Consider the following 20090-nt stretch of genomic DNA (forward strand, 5'->3'; position numbering starts at 1 on the left):
CCCAATTAATTATATGCTTTGACTTTGTCGTTTTCTTTCACCCAAATATATCCGTTCCTTTTCTCAAAAGAGACCACATTCATCCTTTCCATTAAATTTAAAATACCATCCAAACCTTCATCTCGATTCACCGTTCCCGTAAACTGGAACTCTTTTAATTTTTCATCTTTAAAGCGGAATTCCACGTCATACCAACGAGACAATTGATTTATAACATACGATAATTCATCATGTTCAAAAACGAACAGGCCATCCACCCACGCCAAGACCGCATTCACATCCACCTCTCGCTTTCGCAATTTTCCTTCTGTCCAGTAGGCCTGTTCGCCGGGGACTAACACCACCTTTGACTTCCCGGCGACGACACGCACCCGCCCTTCCGCTAAAGTCGTACTGGCCATGCTTTCATCTTGATACACCCGCACCCCGAAACGGGTTCCCAGCACTTCTATTTTCAACTCTTTCACATGAACGATAAAAGGACGAGTCGAATCTTTTTTCACTTCAAGGTAAGCCTCTCCCTCGATTTCCACTTCCCGAAGTGAATCGGAAAAACTTTCAGGGAAACGAATACTCGATTCCGAGCTCAAGCGAACACAAGAGCCATCCGCCAGTACCAAAGTGTACTCGCCCCCCCTCGGGACCTCCAATCGATTATAGCGTAAAGAATCTTTTACCGGCAAATTCGTCCCACAAATCAATTCTTTCACGGAATCCCTGATCTGGAATGTCTCTAAATCCCGTAAAGACATTTTTTCCTGTATCGAAATAACATTTCCATCGGCGGTGGTCAACACGGCTTGTAATTTTCCTTCCTTTACCACCAACTCATCTCGTAATTGTGAATCCGACAACCGGAATAACGGAATCGCACATAAAGCAATAATCAAAACTGCGGCGACCCCGCTCCACCGGATAATCATCCTTCTCTGTTTTACCCGATCATAACGATGAATCAACAGTTCAAACTCCCGTACCGCATCCATCTTCTCGTACTCTTTGAATCGATCATGCAGAGTACAATCTCCACGTAGTTTAACAAGTAGATCCCGATTCTTTCGATCCGCCCATAACCACACGGCTAACTGCCTCCGTTCTTCCGGTTCCAGCGTCTCCTCAAAATATTTTTGTAGTAAAAGACGATATTTTTCTATTTCTCCGTATACATCTTTCTCGTTCATACCAGACGTGTTGTTGACTTGATTTTATATATACACACGCTCCCAGTAAAAAACGACTACACGGACTATTCATTTTTTTTCAAAAAGATTGCCATACACAAGGCAAAATATTGAATATAGTTTTTTAACTCATTCTTAGCCCGCTGTTTATGTGTCAATACAGTATTTACAGATATATTTAATTTTTTTGCAATTTCTTCATTCGAGAACCCGTCCACGTGCATCCATAATACCTCCCGTTGCATCGGCGGTAATTTTTCAATTCTCTTGCAAAGGAAATCGTACATTTCTTCCTCTATCGCTATATCCCGAAATTCCGATTCACTTTGCAACTGAAACATTTTCTCCCGACTCTTTATCTCTACCTCCCTGTCTCGCAAATAATTAATAGCCCTATTACGAATAGTGGCATAAAGAAAAGCTTTCACGTGAGCCTCTTCCCGGAAAGTCGTTATCCGTTCCCACATGGCAATAAACGCCTCTTGTACAATATCCCGTACGGCCTCCATATCATCAATAAATCGCAATCCGAATTGGCAATACAGCCTGACATGCTCTTGATGAAAAGCACGAAAAGCCATCGGATCTTTTTTTACCAATTTTTCTATACTATATTTATTTTGAGGCATCATGCTCCAAACCACTCCCTTTGTTTTTCCAAAAATATAAAAAAAATCAATCCATCCGCCAAATTCTATTTTATTCTTTATCTATCAAAAAAATGAGGCTGCATCAAACAGCCTCAAAAAAAATAATGATACTTCTAAATTATCACTTACTTCACCATCGCATGACGATATCCTTTCGTCTTGTTCCAACCTCCGCGGGTGAAATCAGGAATCGCCACCGGAGCACTGTTATTCTCTAAAGAAAGAGCTGTCAGCTCACCCAAACAACACCATTCTGCCAAATCATACACATCCATATCTAACGGTAATCCATTCCGCAAGCAATATACCAAGCGGTAATCCATGATAAAATCCATTCCACCATGTCCCCCCACTTTTTTGGCTTGCTCTTCCAACTCGATCTGAATCGGGTGTTTATATTTTTCCATCAAAGCCTTCTTCACATCCTCCGGCACAAAACCGTGAGAATTCAAATCCTCGTGATCGGGAGCCACATCTGATGAAATTTGTGTCGGCTTCAAAGCATATCCCGCAACCGGATATTTATTAGCAAATCCTTTTGTTCCCGTCAATTGGTACATCCGGCTATACGGACGAGGCGACACCACGTCATGCTGAATCTGGATGGTCTTCCCGTTTTCCGTGCGAATCAACGTGATCGTGTGATCCCCGTTCTTGAAATCTTTCACCTCTTCCCCGGTCTTGTTTTTCAAATATTCGGGAGCAGAAACAGCCTTCGTGTCCATACATACCAAATAATTCATCTTGTCCCCCCGGTGAATATCCAGCAACTGGCAAGCCGGTCCCATACCGTGAGTAGCATAAACATCACCCCTGTGTTTCCGGTTATAATCCATACGCCAGTTATTCCAATAATAAGGCCAGAATTCCTCCAAATTATGAATATAAGCCCCTTCCACGTGCAAAACTTCACCAAACACACCTTGTTGAGCCATATTTAACGTCGTCAATTCAAAGAAATCATACACGCAATTCTCCAACATCATGCAATGTAACTGTTTCTTCTCTGCCATATTAATCAACGCCCAAATTTCCTCCATGTTCATAGCAGCAGGAACCTCGATCGCCACGTGCTTCCCATGTTCCATGGCATACAACGCCATTGGGGCATGATGTAACCAATCCGTAGCAATATACACTAAATTAATATCCTCCCGTTCGCAAAGCTGTTTCCATGCATCCTCGCTTCCGGAGTAACCGACAGCCTCCGGAACCCCTGCTTTCTTCAGAATTCCCTGACATTTCTCCACTTGTTCCGGGCGAATATCACACAAGGCAACCACCTTCGTTCCGGGTATATGCAGGAATCGTTCCACCGCACCGGGTCCCCTCATTCCCAAACCGATAAACCCTACCCGCACGGTATCCAGTTTCGGCGTCACCAAATTTACTACATCCTTCTGCCCAACGGGACGCTCGGGAGCAGGCACCTCGATCATTAAACTTTTCTTCGTCTCTTTTTCTGATACACCATTGGTACAGGAACAAATCATCCCGCACAAAATGGCTGCCACGACACATACAAACGTTATTTTCCTCATAAATTATCAAATTAAAAACACAACAAACATATCACGTGTAAAGATACAAATTTTAAATAACATCAATACCTATTCCAGCTATTAGTTAATTTGTTTTTACCAATAAACACGTTTCATCTAATTCGCATAGCAAACCGTCTCTCGCTATCCTTTCGATCTTTCTGGATATACAATGAGTATACAACCCCAGTAAACCAAGTATACCTTTCCAAATAACTAATATACTACATATACCACCCAATTTGCAAACATAACCATATCAAAAACCAATTTTATCGAAGGTGAATGCAACATGAATCCAAGATGAATGCTCCATGGTCTAAATGAACTATAAGGAAACAATCTGGAAATTATTACCTAGGGCAAAAGGATATATTACCCAGAATAAACGAAGTCACCTAAGAATCCAACCTAAAAACAACATCCCTCGTCGACAAAAAACACTCATTCATCGGGAAAAAATCTCTCAACATCTAAATTAATTGTATTCGCTTTCAACACCTTATATCTTTGTAAAAAGCAAAAAAAGAAAACAAGATGAATATACAAACGAACATTGCAACCATCCTTTTTATAATCATTCCGTCCTTAGTGGGCTTTTCTCAGGAAAAGCCCACTTCTTCCTGGAATTTGAAGGATTGTATCGATTATGCCCGGAAAAACAACATTCAGGTGCAATCGGCAAAAGTAACGCAACAAAGCGCTAACGTGGATTTATTACAGGCGAAAGCCCAGCTTTTCCCCTCGTTGACATTTAGTAGTTCTCAGGGCTGGGGACACCAGAAAACAGAACAGACAGATGGCAAATTCAAATCTCAAAGCGCCTACACGGGCAGTTACACCTTGAACGGCGGACTGACAATCTATAATGGGGGTAAATTAACCCGTTCCATCCGTCAACAGCAAATCACGAACACGGCACAGGAGTATCAGGTAAACATGGCCGAGAACGACATCGAAATTGCCGTCACCGAGGCCTACCTGCAAATACTTTACGCAAACGAATCGCTAAAAACCAACCGTCAAACGTTGGAAACTTCTGCCGCCCAGCTGGCACGTTCCAAAGAACTATTGGCTGCCGGTTCGATTGCCCCCAGCGATTATGCCCAGATCGAGGCACAGTACAGCAACGATCAGTACAACGTGACGATGGCTGAAAACACGCTCACTTTGAACAAATTGCAATTAAAACAATTGTTAGAACTGGAACCAACAGATAGTTTCGATGTCTATTTCCCGGAACTGGAGGACACGCAGGTACTCACCCCTGCACCTTCCCTCTTGGAAGTTTACCAGATCGCCCTAGAAACCATGCCGGAAATGAAAAACAGTCAGTTGAACGTGGAATCGGCACAGCTGGAAGAAAAGATCGCGGCAGGAGATCGCTTGCCCAGCATCTCGCTCAGCGCATCCGTGGCCACGAACCATGACTCGGAATCAGACCACTCTTTTTCAAAACAACTAAATAATCGATTAAACGAGAACGTGGGGATCAACATCAGCATCCCCATTTCTAAAAATCGCCAGATCAAATCTGCCGTTGAAAAAGCAAAATTACAAACGGAAACAGCCCGTCTGGAAGAACTGAATACACGCAAGGAACTGTGGAAAACGGTAGAGACACTCCACCAGAACGTGATCTCCGCGCAAAGCAGGTACGTCGCTGCCACGAACAGCGTGAAATCGGCCACGATGAGTTACAACCTCGTTCAAGCCCAATTCGACGCCGGTATGAAAAACACGGTGGAACTACTCACGGAAAAGAACAATTATCTTTCCGCCTTGCAGGAACAAATTCAAGCAAAGTTCGAGGCGATTCTGTCACTCAAACTGCTCAACTTCTATCGAAATCAACCTATCGAAATCTAATGTAAAATATTAATTATAGAACAACATGAAAAAGATTGTTACCATAATCATCGTCATAGCCGTTATTGTCGGGGTCTTTTTCTTCTTCCGCTCGGGAGATAAGAAAGTGACGACGTACGAAACGGTCGAACTAAAAAAAGGCTCCATCAACAACACGGTGACCGCCACGGGAACGATAGAACCAATCACCAAAGTAGACGTGGGTACCCAGGTTTCCGGAACGATTTCACACATTTACGTGGACTACAATTCCGTCGTGACAAAAGGACAATTACTTGCCGAACTCGACAGGAAGCTACTGGAAGCCGAGTTGAAATCGGAAATGGCAAACTTGAAATCAAGCAAAAGCGAATTCGAGTATCAAGATAAAAACTTCAAACGTCTACGCCAGTTACACGAAAAGAACTTGATTAGCGAAACAGAATACGAGGAAGCATTATATCAATACGAGAAAGCACAACAAGCTTACGAGAAAGCACAAGCCACGATGGTAAAGGCCCAATCAAACCTCGATTACGCAACGATTACCTCACCGATTGACGGGGTTGTATTATCCAGAGAAGTGGAAGAAGGACAAACAGTTGCCGCCAGTTTCGAAACCCCGACCATGTTCACCATCGCTAACGATTTGCGCAAGATGCAAGTGATCGCTGACGTGGACGAGGCTGACATCGGTCAGGTACTCGAAGGACAACGCGTGACGTTCACGGTTGACGCTTTCCCGGATGACACGTTCGAGGGCGACGTGACTCAAGTGCGTCTAAACCCGACAACAGAATCCAACGTGGTCACTTACGAGGTGGTTATTGATGCCCCGAATCCGGAATTGAAACTGAAACCGGGATTGACCGCCAACATCACGGTCTACACGATGGAGAAGGACAACATTCTACTGGCCCCGTTGAAAGCTTTCCGCTTTACCCCGGAGACCAACCCGGAAGACCCGCAAACCGCACAAGCCCCGCAAGCGGGAAGAGGTGAAAAAGTCGTTTGGTTACAAACGGCAGAAGGTATCGTTCCTAAAGTAATCAAAGTTGGAGTCAGCGACGGAATATACTCGGAAGTGAAAGACGGTCTACCGGAAGGCGCTCGTTTGATCGTGGGAATCCAACGCAGTAAGAACGTGGCACCCCAAGGAGGCAGCGAGGAATCCAATCCGTTCATGCCGCCACGTCCGGGACAAAAGAAAAAATAGTTACCGTATAAGATTGAACTCATGACAAATGATATTATAAAAATAGAAAACCTGAGGAGGGATTTTAAGGTGGGATCGGAAACCGTTCATGCTTTGCGCGGTATATCATTTTCGATCCGTGCCGGAGAGTTCGTGACGATAATGGGTACGAGTGGTTCCGGGAAATCCACCCTGCTCAATATCCTCGGATGCCTCGACACTCCCACCTCGGGGGACTATTACCTCGATGGTATCGCGGCCAGAGACATGGGAAAAAATGACCGGGCCACGTTGAGAAATCGCAAGATCGGTTTCGTGTTCCAGTCCTACAATCTGTTACCCAAAACGACCGCCTTGGAGAACGTGGAGTTACCGTTACTTTACAACCCGGCCTTTTCTTCCCGCGAACGTCGGGAGAAAGCCATGAATGCCTTGAATGCAGTGGGACTGAGTGACCGTATCAACCATCGTTCCAACCAGATGTCCGGCGGACAGCAACAACGTGTAGCAATCGCGCGGGCTATCGTGAATGACCCGGTAATCCTGCTTGCCGACGAGGCCACGGGAAACTTGGATACTCGTACTTCATTCGAGATCCTCACGCTTTTTCAACGCCTTCATGCGGAAGGAAGAACCATTATATTCGTGACTCATAATCCCGAAATCGCCCAGTTCAGCAGTCGCAACATCGTTCTGCGGGACGGCCACATCACGGAAGACACGATTAACCAGAATGTAGCATCGGCCAAAGAAGTATTGGATGCGCTACCCAAGGAGAACGATTAAAAATTCAGAGTTTAGAATGAAAAAGATTTCGTGATTGCCGATTCGATGATTGGGTGATTAAAATCACTTAATCGATAGGATCTAAAATCATAAATCAAGAAATTAATAGGATCATAAATCTAAAATTAACACATGAACTACGCAAATTTAATACGAATCGCTTTACGAGCCTTGGCAAACAACAAATTCCGGGGATTCCTGACTATGTTGGGAATCATTATCGGAGTGGGGTCCGTGATTTCCATGCTGGCAATCGGACAAGGTTCAAAACGTAGCATTCGTGACCAAATATCAGAGATGGGGTCCAACATGATCATGATCCATCCCGGGAACGGGAAGTTCGGGGGAGTCCGTCAAAGTGCCAGTAGTATGCAAACGCTGAAACTGGAAGATTACGAGGCGATCGTTCGTGACGTGGACTTGATCGACAAATGCACCCCTTCCGTGAATTCAAGCGGTCAGGTTATATACGGAGCCAATAATGCCCCGACAACCATCTACGGAGTAAACCAAGATTATCTTGACATCCGGAAATTCAGCGTGGGGGAAGGTGAGATGTTCACGGATCACGACATCAAAACTTCCGCAAAAGTATGTATCGTGGGACAAACCGTTGTCGACAACCTATTCACGAAGGGAGAAGAACCACTGGGAAAGACCATCCGGTTCAACAAAACCCCCTTCCGCATCATCGGGGTATTGACACCCAAAGGATATAACTCCATGGGACAGGACCAGGATGATATGATTATCGCCCCTTATACCACTATACAGAAACGTCTGCTGGCCATCACCTACATTCAAGGAATATTCGCCTCGGCCGTCACGGAAGACGATTCGGAAGAGGCTATCGAGGAAATATCCGCTATTCTGCGCCAAAATCATAAAATAGCCACGGGAGATGAAGACGATTTCCACGTGCGCTCGCAAGAAGAACTCAGCTCCATGATGAGTACGACAACCGACTTAATGACTGTCCTGTTGGCCTGTATCGCCGGAATATCATTACTTGTCGGCGGAATCGGAATCATGAACATCATGTATGTATCCGTCACCGAACGAACCCGGGAAATCGGCCTTCGCATGTCCATCGGGGCAAAAGGACGACACATCCTATTCCAATTCCTTATCGAGGCGGTCATTATCAGCGTCACGGGAGGTATTATCGGGGTAGTTCTTGGAATCGGTTCATCACTTATTATTAAATACGCTATCGGCTGGCCCATATACATCCAGATGTATTCTGTCGTGCTTTCCTTCCTGGTCTGCACGGTTACCGGAATATTCTTTGGCTGGTATCCGGCACAAAAGGCATCCCAATTAAACCCAATCGATGCTATACGATACGAATAGATTGCCGGGAAACCCGGCAGTTACGGTTGCAAGTTTTCAAGTTACCGGTTCGACAGAACTTCTTCCATAAACTTGTAACTTACAACCCTGTAACTTGTAACTTTTTTTATACCTTTGCAAGTGGAGAAAGACGATATAATGCAAAAGACACGGAACAAGAAGATATTAACGGGAGCCATCCACGTGCTTGGATGGGGAATATTCTTTGCCCTTCCCTTTTTCTTCTATCGCGGAGAAGGTGTTTCAATTACCCTAAACAGATATTTGGGATATTGTTTCGTCCCGTTAAGCTGCCTGATCATATTCTACACGAATTTTCTCTGGCTGATCGAACGACAGCTTTTCCGTAGAAAAGTATCAACATTTATTCTAAGTAACATCGTTCTCGTGATGCTCCTGGGAGCTAGTCTTCATTTCTGGCAGGACTTTCACCGGAAACATTTATCTGAACCCGTTCCGAAAGCATTGAAAGAGTTACAAGAGTCCTTACCTAAACCGCCCCGGTACGTGTTTATCGCCCGGGACATGATGCTCATGGCATTGACCGTCGCCCTCAGCGTGGCAATCAAAATGACCGGGGGATGGTATGAAACCGAGAACGAGAAACAAGAACTAAAAAAAGCTCAGGCCGAGGCGGAACTTCAAAACTTGAAAAGCCAGTTGAACCCGCACTTCTTATTCAATACCTTGAACAATATCTACTCGCTCATCGCTATCAACCAAGACAAGGCCCAGTATGCCGTCCATGATCTCAGTCGTATGCTCCGTCACGTCCTATACGAGAATAACCAGCATTTCGTGTCGGTAGATAAAGAATTCGAGTTCATGAAAAGCTATATCGAGCTAATGAGTCTCCGCTTACCTAAAAGTACTCGGCTGGAAGTTTCCATCCCGGAAAGAGGCAACGGAATCATGATCGCCCCGCTCTTGTTTATCCCGCTGATCGAAAACGCGTTCAAACACGGGGTCAGTAGCACGCAGGAATCATTTATAAACATTAAGTTCGAATTGCAGGGGAATAACCGGATCAACTGTCTCGTGGAAAACAGTAACTATCCTAAAAAAGACAACGACCGGAGTGGCTCCGGAATCGGGTTAACCAACTTAAAACGCCGTCTGGAGTTACTCTATCCCGGAAAATATATCTTTAAGGCTGAAACCCTTAACAACCGATTTATCACGGAATTGCTTATTCAACTTTAAAATGAAAGGACATGACTCTGAATTGCCTCATCGTGGATGATGAACCGTTAGCCTTGGATTTGCTAGAGAGCTACGTGAGCCGGACACCGTTCCTACACCTGGTCGCACAATGTGATAGTGCCGTGAAAGCGCTTTCCGTCATAGAGGAAGAACCAATAGATCTGGTTTTTCTAGATATTCAGATGCCCGAACTCAACGGGCTTGAATTGTCCCGTCTCGTGGGCAACAAAGTGAAAATCATCTTTACCACCGCTTTCGAACAATACGCGCTGGAAGGCTTTCGGGTTGATGCGCTGGATTACCTGCTGAAACCGTTCAATTACACGGAATTTCTCCGGGCTGCCACGAAAGCCTTACGTTGGATCGAGATGAGCCGGGCGGAGAATGTTTCCGCCAACGTGCCGGATTCCATTTTCGTGAAAAGCGATTACAAATTGATCCAGATCCAGTTGAAGGATATTCTTTACATCGAAGGACTAAAAGATTACATTCGTATCCAAACCGAGGACAAGGAGGGCGGTATTCTCACGCTGATGAGCATGAAAAGTATCGAAGACCATCTTCCCGGCGATATATTCATCCGGGTACACCGTTCCTATATTGTCAATATCAACAAAATTAAAACCATCGAACGGAACCGAATCGTGTTCGGGAAACTCTACATCCCTATTTCCGATTCCTACAAGGAACGTTTCATGGAATTGCTGGATAAACGAGCAATTAATTGAAAATTGAAAATTGAAAATTGAAAATTATATCTACCTTTGCGAACAGATAAATAGAATTAGTATTAGGAAAATTTGAATTCTTGGAAATGAGAAATTCATGAAAACATTTCATTTTCAATTTTCAATTTTCAATTTTCAATTGCCATGAGAAAAGACGAAAGATATAACCAGCGAGGAGTGTCCGCATCCAAAGAAGATGTGCATAACGCCATAAAAAATATCGACAAAGGTATTTTCCCGAAAGCTTTCTGCAAAATTATCCCCGATTATCTCGGAGGCCAGAAAAGCTACTGCAACATTATGCACGCCGACGGGGCCGGAACCAAATCTTCACTCGCCTATATGTACTGGAAAGAAACCGGGGACTTATCCGTGTGGAAAGGTATCGCACAAGACGCCTTGATCATGAACATCGACGACTTGCTCTGCGTGGGTGCCGTGGATAATATCCTGCTCTCCTCCACGATCGGGAGAAACAAGAAACTGATACCGGGAGAAGTTATCGCGGCCATCATCAACGGAACGGAAGAGCTGATCGAGGAATACCGGAAATTGGGAGTAAACATTTACTCTACCGGAGGCGAAACCGCAGACGTGGGGGATCTTGTGAGAACCATTATCGTGGACTCCACGGTGACTTGCCGGATGAAACGTTCGGACGTGATCTCTAACGACCGTATCAAAGCGGGAGATGTAATTGTAGGACTTTCGTCATACGGGCAAGCCTCTTACGAAACAGAATACAACGGTGGGATGGGTTCCAACGGACTAACTTCTGCCCGTCATGACGTGTTTGCCAAATATCTGGCGAAGAAATACCCGGAAAGCTATGACAACTCCGTTCCGGAAGAACTCGTTTACTCCGGAAAATGTAAACTGACAGACGAAATTGCCGGATTGGGCATTGATGCCGGGAAACTGGTATTGTCTCCGACCCGTACGTATATCCCGGTAATCAAGCAGGTGCTTGACAAGTACCGGAAACAAGTTCACGGCATGGTACACTGCTCCGGTGGGGCCCAAACCAAAGTGATGAATTTCGTGGAGAACATGCACATCGTGAAGGACAATATGTTCCCTGTTCCTCCCCTGTTCAAATTAATTCAGGAACAATCGGGAACCCCGTGGGACGAAATGTACAAGGTATTCAACATGGGTCACCGTATGGAAATCTACGTGGACGAAGAGATTGCAGATGACATCATCGCCATTTCCAAAAGCTTTAACATCGATGCCCAAATCGTTGGTCGTTGCTACGATAACGATGAGGGAAAAGGTAATAAGCTCACGATAATCAGCGAACTCGGGAAGTTCATATACTGAACCGTGGGTTTGATTCTTAAAACCTATATATAAAAAAAAGGATGCCTGCAGGCATCCTTTTATCATTCCCTCGCAGATTGCAATATCCGTCGAATTTGATTACGTACATTAATCTGGGCGCTATCCACCTTCGCTCGTTTGGAAGGGATAAACAGGTCCTTGTACTTTGCCTTCGTAATCTTGAATTTCATCTTCTCCATCGACCCGTAAATGTCTACTCCCAATTTGAAGGGTACAGGTGATTTTAACACGGAAATATGGTAATTAAAAGTCATGTCGATCTTATGTTCTCCACCCACGGCCACCTTGTAACGATCCACCTCAACCAAGAAGGGGAATACTTCAATCATACCATCCTTGATGCGGAAGTCCACGGCCACGCTATCAATCAGATTACGCTCCTTGTTTTTAAACATCAACATTTTGGAAATCTCCGAGAACGTCTCCCCGTCCATCAACACCAAATCCTTACCATCAATGTAAGCCACAGCCCTCAAGGTCGGTAAATCAACCATCATTGTAGAATCCAGATCTGTCTCCGCCGCCATATGGAAATCTACCAGCCCATCGAAAGAGCGCAGCATCGGGACGATCGAATCCAAAGATGGCATAAAATTAATCAACGCCCCCACGTCAATATCATCCATTCGTAAATCGAAACCGGTATACGCTTTCTCTTTCCCGGAAGCCTTGTACAACATCGTGGTCTTCACATCTGCCGCCATGGAACGCATACTCAAATCCGATAACTCGATACATTGATTTTGCATCACCACTTTCCCGTGAATACTATCCAATTCCAACTTTCCATACAACACCTTCTTAATATTCGTTTCAAACGTGAAATCAACACCGGGAGGAACAACAAAAACAGACATGGTAGAGTCAGCCACGTACGTGGAATCAGCCGCTAAATCCACATCAGACAATTCATCCTCACTTAATTCCTCTTCTGTCCCCCACTTCATGTTCATTCGATTGGCAGCCCCAACTTCCATGGCTTTCATCAATTGATTGCAATTAATCATATTCGATCTCACCTTCAAATTAGCTTTCAAATCCTCCTGCCGCAAAAATGCACCCGCCAGATTGTACACTTCCCCGGTTAACAAAAGATCAGAACGTCCCATCTTCAACTTTGCACCATTCAATTTAATATGTCCGGGACTTAAAGTAATCTTCGTCCCCGGCATACGCATCCGCAGAGGAAACAAGGGGGTGTACACCCGCATATCCTTAAAGCCGACTACCCCACTGGCGAGCCATTGACGTTTATTTTTCCGGTCCGGAACTCCCGAAAGATCAAATCCGGCATTCGCCAGTCGTAAACGATTCCCTCTAGCTCTTACCCGTAAACTATCCATATTGACCTTCGCTTTTACTAACGGGAGCTTTTTATCTTCCGGAGAGGGAGTCAAGGCAAAATTAGCCGTGCTATTTCCCATCCGGAACCGCAGGGAGTCACCCATCACCAAGTCAATCCATCCGAAACGAATGTCTGCCGACATAGAGGCAACAGCCGTGGTATCCCGCAAGGGAGAAGTTTTTACCTTCACGTAAGAAGTATCCATGTGAAAGGTTAAAGCATTCTTCCACTGTATATCGACACTATCAAAACCAAAGATTCCATTCAACAGGTTCTTTTCCTGCAAGATAGTCTTATCTTCCATATTGGTTCCGAATCCCAATATCACAGATTTTGAACGTAATCTCAAACTATCCTTTTCGCTGGCTAACAAAACATTCTTTAATTGACACCCTCCTCGAATATCCAGTTTTCCATAGTTTTTATTCTTTATGTCAGCCAATAAAACATTTCCTTTTAGCCCTGCATTCAAACTTCCCGTCAATGTCACCCCCTCTTGTATCGGGAATATTTTGGGTAATATAGAGAAATCAACATCCGCCTTCACGCTCGCGGTAATCAAAGGATTGGAAAGTAATTGATCCACCCGGCCATTTAAATCCACATCCACATCTGTTCCCTTCACGTAAAACCGGTTTAATTTCAAGAATGAAGGTTGTTCTTTCTGTAAATCAACGACACCTTCCAAGTCAACATCCAATTTATCCAACGAATAAGGCATCCCCGCGTATTTCACGGAGCCTTCATTTATTTTGAAACGAGCATCCAACACGGGAACTCGATCCTTTCCATATTTCCCCTTCAACGTTCCCCGGCATAACACCTCTCCCGATACCGTCACGTTTTCATCATGTTTTAGTACTGTTTCCGGAACAAGGTCAAGCAGGGTTTTCAAAGAAGGAACTTTTATCCCAAAGGTCAGGTCCACGTCCAACAAACGATTCAATGTATCTGCCTGTAAACGTCCTCCTACCCCGAATTTCATTCTATTCACCCTCATAACAGCTTTATCCAACACGTAAAGCATTGAATCTCGATCCAGACGCATTCCTGTTTGCAAAGCAAACCGCAAGCGTTTCACGAGTAAATTACCTTCTTGCCAGAAAAGAATATTCTTTGCTTTCACATCCAACTGCAAGTCCGCCTTCCGCTCCATAAAATTTCCATCGATTTTCAAACCGAACCCCTCCAATCGGGCATAAAGTTCATTCGCACGATCATCAAACACGAGTTTTCCACCCTCAATACGAATGTTACGAATATCAATACTTTCAATCCATTTTTCTTGAATCGTATCCGTCTCCACCATGACCGCTGAATCCTGTTCAGCAGACTCCCGCATTACATTCCAACCAGGAACCCCGTTCGTGTCAATATAAGCGTAAATCTGCGGTTCTTCCAAACGCAATTCTTTCACGATAACTTCCTTTCGAGACAGATAAGCCATCGGGTTCACGATCAGCCGACAACGCTTGAAACTCATCAATGAATCAGTAGCAGCATAAACATTCTCCTGTTTCAACGAATCCTGAAAGACTTTTGTCACCACGCTACCATTTCGCATTTCAAGCCCGAATTCCGGGAAAGTCGAGAAAAAGGTTAACTCGATTGCGTCAAAATGTACTTCCGCATTCAAAAACTCATTGGCACTTTTCTCCACGATAGGAGTCAACTTCTCCGGGGTAAAGATAAAATTCAACACGATGCCTATCGAAGCACACACTAAGATCACCAATACTAACAGTGAAATAAAGAAATACTTTAATAAACGCCACATGACATTTCTTGATTTATAATTTCAAATTTTAGATCCTATCAATTTCTTGATTTATGATTTTAGATTAAGTGATTCCCTCCCGCTAACCAACATTTTTAATCATAAATCAGATACTTTTCTCTCACCTTCATAAACTCGGCAACCTCATCCTTCCATCCGGCACGAATCTCTTCTTCCGTTGCTCCATCCTTCAGTTGTTGCTGCACTCTATCATTTCCCACCAGCTTGTTGAACAAAGCATTAAAGAAGGGTTCCTTGCCTTTATACTCTTGATAAGCCAGCAATAACCAAGCCAGATTCAGACGTTTCATCTTTAAAATAGTGTGGTATTCTCCCTGCAAATCCATGCCGTAACAAGTTTGTCCCTTGCATTTGGGCTGCATACTCATTCCCTTAATCGGGCGAGGCACGTAAGAATAGGGCATACCTTTCAAGCTCGGATGCCCGAACACCTGAAACGGACGTAGCGTCCCTCGTCCCTCGTTGATCGCTGTTCCTTCAAAAAAACAAGTTGACGGGTAAAGCATGATGGAAACAGAATCCGGCAAATTCGGAGACGGGGCATAAGGTAACGCCACGGGTTGTTCCCGACTCCATCCCTCGCAAGGGATCACGGTCAGATCACAGGTCACGCTATCTTTCAACCAACCTTCCCCGTTAATCATTCCGGCATATTCACCTATCGTCATCCCGTACACGACCGGAACCGGGTGCATCCCGACAAAAGACTTAAACTCTTTCTGCAGGACCGGGCCATCCACGTAAAAAGCATTCGGATTAGGACGGTCCATCAAGATCAAGGGAATGTTCTGTTCCGCACAAGCCTCCATCACGTAATGCAACGTGGACAGATAAGTATAGAAACGTACTCCCACGTCCTGCATATCAAAAATCATCACGTCAATTCCCGACAGATCCTCCGGCTGGGGTTTCTTTTTTTTCCCGTACAGGGACACCACCTTCAAACCACTCCCGGCATCAATATAATCCCCCACGGTCTCCCCGGCATCAGCCGTACCCCGAAATCCATGTTCGGGACAAAAAATTCGTGCCACGTGAATACCTTTTTCCAACAGGAAGTCCACACTATGCACCGTGTCTACCCGGGAAGTGTGGTTTGCCACGATTCCAACTCGTTTTCCTGTCAACAGATTCCGGTAAACCTCAAAACGTTCTATCCCGTCTCGTACATTCACGGAAATAGCATCCGTACACGCGGATGCTATCACCAAAAATAATATTAAATATCTCATCGATTACTTCGTCTTCTCTTCCTTATCTTTATAATCAATCACCATGGTATTCAGGATAGCATCTACTTGTTTCATCATATCCCGTTTCTCCTCGTTCGGATAGTACACGTATCCCATCATATAGATCACTCGCTGATGTTCCTCGTCCAGCACCACGTTCAGCTCATACGGTCCCGCCATGAAATCATTCACCACCGTCCACAGGCCACGGAACAACACGGCATAATGCCCATTATATTTATATTGCACTGCAGTATAAGGGATCTCCAAATCCAGTGCCATATACGATCCCTCACGCGGGCCGGGAATATGTTTCTTCAACTCCTCGTTCACCCGATCAAAAATAATGGCATAATTAAACTGGCTTTCATGCTCGTACTTTTCAGTAAAGAATATGATACCTTTACTGTTCTTAGTTGTTTCACTTGACATCCACACGAAATCAGTCGTATCCTTATTCACGTAATATCCTGTAGGACAATACAACAATATATTATACTTCTTCTTGAACAAATTAAAGATCCGGGTATCCGCAGTTCGCTTATAAACCGATATTAGCCGATCACGCTCAGCCTTAGCATAGATACCAAGAATTCTTAACTTATTCTCATCAAACAACTTGAAAAACGTTTTCCTATCCGGGGCTGCAATCTTTATATACTTCTGTGTTTTGGCCCACGGGCTATCTGCATACTGCACGTAAGCAGAGTCAATAGAAGGAGAAATCACGACTTGCAACACGTTACGGTGTCCCTTCATATTCTTATCAAAATACCTCTCCGGCAAGTTAAGCACATCAAAAATCGGTTCTGCCTGTGGCAAACCATCCTGTTCCTGTCCAAAAAATTCCCGGATCGTGTCACCCACAGGACCATCCCACGTGTTCTTCTCGGCAATAATCAATACCTGATTGATTTTTCCTGTCACGGCAGGCATCAGGTTCTTCGTGGCATCCTTACAAGAACCTAACATTAAAACCATCACGAAAACAAATACAATATTCTTCATAATAATAGAATTGAAAGTTGAAAATTGAAAATTGAAAATGAATCTCACTCTCAATACAATATTAATTAAACCCCTTCCTAACGATATATATAATCAAAAACACAGCATATTTTCAATTCTGCATTTTCAATTGCTAAAACTTACTATTGGCCTCATCCAAGATACCTTTCACCGATCCCACGATAATCTTGGCCTCGACCATCACGGGAATACGATACTCGTCATCACTTACCCATACCTTCATATTCTCTCCCCCTTTAAACACGTCACCGGCCACGAGCAAGGGAGAAAACACGTGACACATCCGCCGCCCGCTATCCGTCTTCACTTTCTCTTTCCCCAAGTAACGAACATATAAATCGTATATTTTATCGTCCAGTAGAATACGTATCGGGATCTGGTCTCCTTTCTTGTAGTTATCAAAATCCAATTCCCTTGCATACCATGCCACGGACAACATATCGTACGTGTCCGGCAACAATTTAATCGTATCCTTACGTTGGTATTTTCCAATCCGGTGTATATCAGCATGGATCACCCCGCTATCGTAATCCCACACGTAATCGAATGTTTTATGGTAATTCCCCTCGTGCGCTTTTCTCGAAAACTCGTAAGGTTTATAGGTCATACTATCATGATGCGATACCAACGTATCTCTCAGCTTGAACACCCAGTCCCACGAAGGATTCGAATACCCCACGGCAAATATACACTGGGCATTCGGATACTTGTCGGAAGGCTGTACGGTCATTTCCACCGAACCCGCGTTAATCCAGATAAAGCTCCAGTTGTAATAGCCCCTGTAAGTCAGTTTCTCTATCACGTTAGGCAACTTCTTCTGCGATATGGCAGGAAGGCTCACAAACAATGTAACTATCAATATAATCGTTCTCATCGATTAGTTCTATTTCTTTTTTTATCTCCTTCTGTATTCTTCTTTTTACTCGGATCTTCTCTCTTATACGTTTTACTCATGTCAAAGTCTTGCTCGACATCGAAATTCTTTTTCAATTTTATCTCCGCGGGCAAATATTTTATCTCTTCCGGCTGCAAATGTTTCAAGTAATTACCCGTGTCCCATTTCCCGTTTCCGTTCCGGTCGAGAATAGCCCGGATCATATAAGTTCCCTCTCCCAAGTAATCAAAGATAACCTTCCCATCTCCCTTGATCGTCCGTTCTTCCAGCACCTTGATCTCCTTATCGCCCTGGTAAAGTTGCAAAATAATCGGGGTTGTAGCCTCCTTCACGTTCACGATAATATTCCCGTAATCCTCGATCGCTTTCGTTTTAAAATCCTTCACGAGCTTGTTATTATACAACCCGTAAATACTATATATACTCATCGAATCGATCAACAGCTGATATTCCGTTTCCGGCTTCCATTCTTTCTCCACGTAATACCTACGAATTTTCAGACTATCATGTTTCAAGTTAAAGTCAACCGGGGTCAAAACGGAATCCACCATTTCCAACAATTGGATATTCTTCAACCCCTCCTCCACGATCGGACGATCAAACTCCAGTGTGATGTTCTTATTCAAATCCACCGTACTACCAACACCCGCGTTAATCTCCATAAACTTAATTGCCGGAATGGAATCCTGTTCCTTCTTACGCTTACCCTTGGGCTCCGGTTTGTCCTTGTAATAGAATTTAATCGTATCCGCAAGCAACACTCGTTTACCAAGCGAATCCGTCCGCAAATAACTGGCCTCAGCCACGAGCGAATCGATCTTGTACACCAAAGAGTCCTTTATCCACAACTGAATCGTATCCCTCCCGGCAGAACGTTCCTCGATATACCAATCATCCTGATTAATCTTATCTAACAGATGTACTCCTAACAATCGCACGTTCAACTGGTTATCATCAGGTATACTGAAAGTAAAATCCAATCGTTCCCGCTCCTTACGAGCCTCATCAACCAGATACAATTGAGTCTTTTCCTCGTCAAACATCGGGATAAACAAGTTTGTAGGTCCAAACATGGTAAAATCACGCCGGACAATCGTGTCTTTAGACACCACTTTGAACTCCATTCCCTTCTTCGTTCTCCGTCCCTCGACAACCGTCGTGTCCGGATGAATCGTATCATAAACTGTCGTGGGGAACGATATAGTCTGAATCAAAGAATCAATGAAACCCACTTTTGTCTCTGAAGGCACAAACAAATAATTTCCTCTCGCATCATCGATTGCCATTACCCGATAGGTATCATTCTTAATATTAGTCACCCGAAACATTCCGGCACTATCCGTTTTAGCCACGTAACTCGGCAAATCGGTCAGCGCCACGGAATCCGCGGTATTCTGGTAGAACATCACGGTAGCACCCAGCACGGGCAACTGCGTTTGCATATCAATGACCTGTCCCCCTAGCTCCATCGAATCCAGTTGCGGCCCCGTGGAAAACACGTAGCGATAGAAACCGAGCGGGTTTCCCTCGTTATTATCCACGATTGCGTCGGCAAAGTCCAGCGTATAAGTCGTGTTCGGTTTCAAAGAATCCTGAAACGTCACCCGCACGTATTTTCCCCGCAAGCTCACCCGGGCTTTCTTCTTCATCGGGGGAGACATCACGAATTTCTTGTTAATATCCTTTAACTGAACATATTCGTCGAAATAAATATCGATCTGCTTTCCCTTGAAATTCGTTGAAAAAGATTCCGGAACCTCCTTGATAACCTGAGGGGGTGTCACGTCCTTCTCTCCTCCCTGCGGGTAACCCCTGTTTGCACAGGCATATATAATCAACGCCACGATAATAGCGACAAAACAGAATCCGTTCCAAAAAAATTTATTCATAGTCCTCAAAAATATTAACTTTACAAAACTAGGGAAAAAAAGCTAAAATCCTTTCAATTTTAGATTTAAGATT

Annotated in this window: 15 protein-coding genes; 7 read left to right on the top strand and 8 right to left on the bottom strand. The window is 44.3% G+C overall.

Annotated elements, in window-relative coordinates; translation table 11 throughout:
* Positions 1-5: 5 nt before the first annotated feature.
* The 3 genes from AB5542_RS07305 to AB5542_RS07315 form a co-directional block, all read right to left on the bottom strand.
* Positions 6-1181: a FecR family protein gene (locus AB5542_RS07305; protein ID WP_279037729.1), complete on the bottom strand. Its 1176-nt coding sequence runs from the start codon at positions 1179-1181 to the stop codon at positions 6-8.
* Positions 1182-1246: 65 nt separating this feature from the next.
* Positions 1247-1762, bottom strand: coding sequence for an RNA polymerase sigma factor (locus tag AB5542_RS07310; protein WP_279037726.1), 516 nt, complete (start codon positions 1760-1762; stop codon positions 1247-1249).
* A 194-nt stretch (positions 1763-1956) separates the two neighbouring features.
* On the bottom strand, positions 1957-3324 hold the full coding sequence (locus AB5542_RS07315; protein WP_279037888.1) for a Gfo/Idh/MocA family protein: 1368 nt from the start codon (positions 3322-3324) through the stop codon (positions 1957-1959).
* 585 nt (positions 3325-3909) lie between these two features.
* Here AB5542_RS07315 and AB5542_RS07320 point away from each other — a divergent pair.
* The 7 genes from AB5542_RS07320 to AB5542_RS07350 all read left to right on the top strand — a co-directional run bounded on the left by AB5542_RS07320 (position 3910) and on the right by AB5542_RS07350 (position 11808).
* The gene (locus AB5542_RS07320; RefSeq protein ID WP_118304434.1) at positions 3910-5241 is read left to right on the top strand and encodes a TolC family protein; all 1332 of its coding nucleotides are present in this window, start codon (positions 3910-3912) and stop codon (positions 5239-5241) included.
* A gap of 25 nt (positions 5242-5266) precedes the next feature.
* The gene (locus tag AB5542_RS07325) at positions 5267-6436 is read left to right on the top strand and encodes an efflux RND transporter periplasmic adaptor subunit (RefSeq protein ID WP_279037723.1); all 1170 of its coding nucleotides are present in this window, start codon (positions 5267-5269) and stop codon (positions 6434-6436) included.
* Positions 6437-6457: 21 nt separating this feature from the next.
* Positions 6458-7201 (top strand): ABC transporter ATP-binding protein, encoded by a 744-nt coding sequence (locus AB5542_RS07330; protein WP_087420953.1) that lies wholly within the window; start codon positions 6458-6460, stop codon positions 7199-7201.
* Between the two features lie 132 nt (positions 7202-7333).
* Positions 7334-8554, top strand: a complete 1221-nt coding sequence (locus tag AB5542_RS07335; protein WP_087420952.1) for an ABC transporter permease — start codon at positions 7334-7336, stop codon at positions 8552-8554.
* A gap of 138 nt (positions 8555-8692) precedes the next feature.
* A complete protein-coding gene (locus AB5542_RS07340; protein WP_087420951.1) occupies positions 8693-9757 on the top strand; it encodes a sensor histidine kinase in 1065 nt (354 codons plus the stop codon).
* Positions 9758-9768: 11 nt separating this feature from the next.
* Positions 9769-10485, top strand: coding sequence for a LytR/AlgR family response regulator transcription factor (locus tag AB5542_RS07345; protein ID WP_087420950.1), 717 nt, complete (start codon positions 9769-9771; stop codon positions 10483-10485).
* Between the two features lie 144 nt (positions 10486-10629).
* Positions 10630-11808 carry an AIR synthase related protein gene (locus tag AB5542_RS07350; RefSeq protein WP_279037716.1) on the top strand — a complete coding sequence of 393 codons (1179 nt, stop codon included), beginning with the start codon at positions 10630-10632 and terminating at the stop codon, positions 11806-11808.
* A 62-nt stretch (positions 11809-11870) separates the two neighbouring features.
* Here the strand turns inward: AB5542_RS07350 and AB5542_RS07355 are convergent, their stop codons facing one another.
* The 5 genes from AB5542_RS07355 to AB5542_RS07375 all read right to left on the bottom strand — a co-directional run bounded on the left by AB5542_RS07355 (position 11871) and on the right by AB5542_RS07375 (position 20017).
* The gene (locus tag AB5542_RS07355; RefSeq protein WP_288215151.1) at positions 11871-14951 is read right to left on the bottom strand and encodes an AsmA-like C-terminal region-containing protein; all 3081 of its coding nucleotides are present in this window, start codon (positions 14949-14951) and stop codon (positions 11871-11873) included.
* A gap of 95 nt (positions 14952-15046) precedes the next feature.
* Complete coding sequence (locus tag AB5542_RS07360) at positions 15047-16204, bottom strand: DUF1343 domain-containing protein (RefSeq protein WP_279037712.1); 1158 nt, start codon at positions 16202-16204, stop codon at positions 15047-15049.
* Between the two features lie 3 nt (positions 16205-16207).
* Entirely contained in the window at positions 16208-17212 is a 1005-nt protein-coding gene (locus AB5542_RS07365; protein ID WP_118304438.1) for a DUF4837 family protein, read from the bottom strand.
* Between the two features lie 133 nt (positions 17213-17345).
* Positions 17346-18107, bottom strand: a complete 762-nt coding sequence (locus tag AB5542_RS07370; protein ID WP_279037709.1) for a DUF3108 domain-containing protein — start codon at positions 18105-18107, stop codon at positions 17346-17348.
* Entirely contained in the window at positions 18104-20017 is a 1914-nt protein-coding gene (locus tag AB5542_RS07375; RefSeq protein WP_279037707.1) for an Ig-like domain-containing protein, read from the bottom strand. Before AB5542_RS07375 ends, AB5542_RS07370 begins: the two co-directional genes overlap by 4 nt.
* Positions 20018-20090: the final 73 nt, after the last annotated feature.

Source organism: Butyricimonas sp. RTP31003st1_G1_RTP31003_210430, assembly GCF_040920905.1.
In the GTDB taxonomy this organism is placed as follows: domain Bacteria; phylum Bacteroidota; class Bacteroidia; order Bacteroidales; family Marinifilaceae; genus Butyricimonas; species Butyricimonas paravirosa.